Annotated in this window: 2 protein-coding genes and 1 tRNA gene; 1 reads left to right on the top strand and 2 read right to left on the bottom strand. The window is 50.0% G+C overall.

All coding sequences use genetic code 11. From position 1 onward, the window contains the following. Positions 1-80: 80 nt before the first annotated feature. Positions 81-1466, bottom strand: coding sequence for an L-cystine transporter (locus FD32_RS04310; protein ID WP_056962120.1), 1386 nt, complete (start codon positions 1464-1466; stop codon positions 81-83). 374 nt (positions 1467-1840) lie between these two features. Between FD32_RS04310 and FD32_RS04305 the strand changes: the two genes are divergently transcribed. Next, positions 1841-2716 (top strand): PPK2 family polyphosphate kinase, encoded by an 876-nt coding sequence (locus tag FD32_RS04305; protein ID WP_047768858.1) that lies wholly within the window; start codon positions 1841-1843, stop codon positions 2714-2716. Positions 2717-2810: 94 nt separating this feature from the next. On the opposite strand, the gene FD32_RS04300 is transcribed toward FD32_RS04305, so the two are convergent. Continuing rightward, positions 2811-2883: transfer RNA gene (locus FD32_RS04300), tRNA-Lys, on the bottom strand. Positions 2884-3303: the final 420 nt, after the last annotated feature.

Here is a 3303-nt window from a genome sequence, read left to right as displayed (position 1 = left end):
TCCGAAGATTTCATCTAACTCCATTAATTATTTGGGACTTATGTCACAGCCCCTTTTTGGGTGAAATATTTCCTGGGAAATTATAGTTCATTAGCCACAACCTTGGACTGGTCACCCAGCTTGTCGTGGTCTAATTCGCCCATGTTCTTGGCGGTTGCGACCCCGGCCAGGATGGAATCATTAACGTTCAGGGCGGTCCGGGCCATATCGATGATTGGGTCAATGGCAATTAGGACCCCCATGATGGCAACGGGCAGGTTCAACGTCCCGAGGACCATCAGGGTCGTAAAGGTGGCCCCACCACCGACACCGGCAACCCCAAAGGAAGCGATGACGTCAATGGCAATCAAGGTCAGGATAAACTGCCAGGAGAAGACGTTGATTCCGGCGGTTGGAGCGATGATTGCGGCAACCATTGATGGGTAAATCCCAGCACAGCCGTTCTGACCAATTGTCAGCCCAAAGCTGGCGGCAAAGTTAGCAACGGAGGAACTAACCCCCAGTGAATCCCGCTGAATCTTGACGTTTAACGGCAGGGTACCAGCACTGGTCCGTGACGTAAAGGCAAAGATAAGGGCGGGCCAAGCCTTCTTGTAGTAGGTAACCGGGTTGATGCGGTTGACCAGGAGGATAATGGTGTGGACGATAAACATTACGGCGATGGCCACGTAGGCAGCGACGATGAAGGTGCCCAGCTTGGCGATGGAGGCAAAGCTGCTGGTTGCGGTGGCCTTGACCATCAGGGCGAAAATACCGTAAGGGGTCAACTCAAGGACCATCTTTACCAGGCGGCTGACGATGGCCTGCAGGGCGGCAATTCCCTTGGCAAAGATCCGGGCCTCATCCGGCTGGTTATCGCGGAGCCACAGGAAAGCCACCCCGACCATCAGGGAGAAGATTACGACGGCAATGGTACTGGAAGACCGGGTACCGGCGAAGTCAGCGAAAATGTTGGTGGGTAAAAGGTTGGTAATCTGTTGGGGCAGAGTCAGACCCTTTAGCGTGGCCTGGTGGGTCTTGATGGCATCAATGGCCGTCGAGTTGGCCGCCATTCCCTTGATGAAGCTCGCCCCCTGGAGGTTGAAGGCCAGGACGCTCATGATCCCGATGAAGGAGGCCACGGCGGTGGTGGACAGGAGGATCCCCAAGACGTTGGTGGTCATCTTCTTCAGGTTGGTCTGCTTCTTCAGCCTAGTGAAGGCGCCCACGAGGGAAACGAAGACCAGGGGAATCACCAGCATTTGTAGCAGGGCGATGTAGCCGTTGCCGACGATGTTGATCCAGTCGATGGCCGTCGTGGCGGTTTTACTGGTGGGACCATAGATTAGTTGAATGGCCGCGCCACCGATAATTCCGAGGACCAGGTCCAAGAAGACAAGCTTGTTAAAGCCCCAGTGGCGACGGTGGAGGTAAATCATGCCGGCCATAATGGCGGCGGCGATGATGATGATAAGTAGTGCTTGCATTTTTAATGCTCTCTTTCTTTAATTCACATAATTCCGCAATTCGTTTAGCAACAAAAAAAGAGTTCCCAGTGCGCGCACTCTGAGAACTCTTACTTGGAAAATATTTAAAACGGAAAAGCTACTTGTTGTTAACTTTGCCGTCTTCCCGCTGAGTAATCATAGGGTAACGCAAATAGCATGTTGGCGTTCGCACAACATGCACAACAAGTAGCAGCCTTGGCAAAAATTGCGTTAGTCATAATGATTACTCCCTTCGTTTCTAAACTTGGCTATACTATACCGAGTTAGTTACTTTTTGTCAACAGAAAAATATAATTAGGCCGTTAGCCGTTATTTGGTATAGGATTAGGGTAGATGGAAAAGGAGGAATTGCGATGGACACAAAACAGTATCGGTATACCAGTGATGATTTTAAGATTAAGAAGGCGCCGACCTTGATTGCGGACTCAAGTGACGAGCTGAAGAAGATCAAGAAGCAGGTTAAAAAGAACCTGAAGCATATTCGGGAGGCCCAAAAGAAAATGTATGCCCGGCGGCACTACAGCGTCCTGGTCGTTTTCCAGGCGATGGATGCCGCGGGGAAGGACAGCATGATTGCCCACATCTTCTCGGGTGTTAACCCGGTTGGCTTCAAGGTTGCCAACTTCAAGCAGCCCACTTCCCAGGAACTGCGTCATGACTACCTCTGGCGGATTAACCGGGAGCTCCCCCTCCGTGGGGATATCGGGGTCTTCAACCGGTCTTACTACGAGGATGTTTTAGTGTCCCGGGTCCACCCCGAAATTATCCTGAATAGCAACCTCCCGGGGATTTACTCCTTAAAGGACGTGGATGACCACTTCTTTGAGAAACGCTACCAGGATATCCGGGAATATGAGAAGTACCTGACCCGCAACGGCTATGTCGTTTTGAAATTCTTTCTGCACGTTTCTAAGGATGAACAGAAGAAGCGGTTCCTGGCCCGGATTGACCGGCCGGAAAAGAACTGGAAGTTCTCAGCGGCGGATATTCGGGAACGCCAGTACTGGGACCAGTACCAGGCGGCCTACGAGAAGGCAATTAACGCCACCGCCACGAAGGAGAATCCGTGGTACGTTATCCCAGCCGATGACAAGTGGTATTCCCGCCTGATTGTTTCAGACATTATCACCAAGCGGATTGAAAAGTTGCCCCTCTCGTACCCAGAACTGAACGAACAGGCGGCGGCGGAGCTCAAGGAAGCCCGGCAGCGCTTATTAGATGAAAAGTAATTGATAGTGATACGGTGCTAGTATTCGGCCTTGCCGGGGACTGGCACTTTTTTTTGGCACAAAAAAAGCACTCGTCGAAACGAGTACTTAGTAATGGGCAGTCAGGGGATCGAACCCTGGACCCACGGATTAAGAGTCCGTTGCTCTGCCAGCTGAGCTAACTGCCCATGTCATATTGACAACACAAATTATAATATCAACTTTTCTCCTTTTTTGCAAGGACTTTTTTAATTTAATTTGAAATTCACATAAACGATTAAACTTTATGGGTTATTCGACTTGGTCCTGTTGGTTTCCAGGTAGTGGAGAATCAACGACTTCCACATGCCACCAATTACGTCGAAGGTAAGCTAAATCCCACTAAAAATCGCCTTTTGCGCCATTATTAATACCTCCCAAGAAGCTGGGAAAAGCATCAGAATACTCTGTAATCAAATAGACTTACTTTACGGCGCTGGACACGAGGAGCACGCTTCGCCGCGAAGCTAGCCTATTTAGTTTTCCGCGATTACTGTATAATATTCGGATATGAAAAACAACCTAAGATTAGGGGCTGTGACATAAGTCCCAAATAATTAATGGAGTTA

The organism is Limosilactobacillus panis DSM 6035 (assembly GCF_001435935.1).
Taxonomy (GTDB): domain Bacteria; phylum Bacillota; class Bacilli; order Lactobacillales; family Lactobacillaceae; genus Limosilactobacillus; species Limosilactobacillus panis.
Note: the sequence above shows the minus strand (reverse complement) of the source record. Positions and strands in the feature narration are given on the sequence as shown.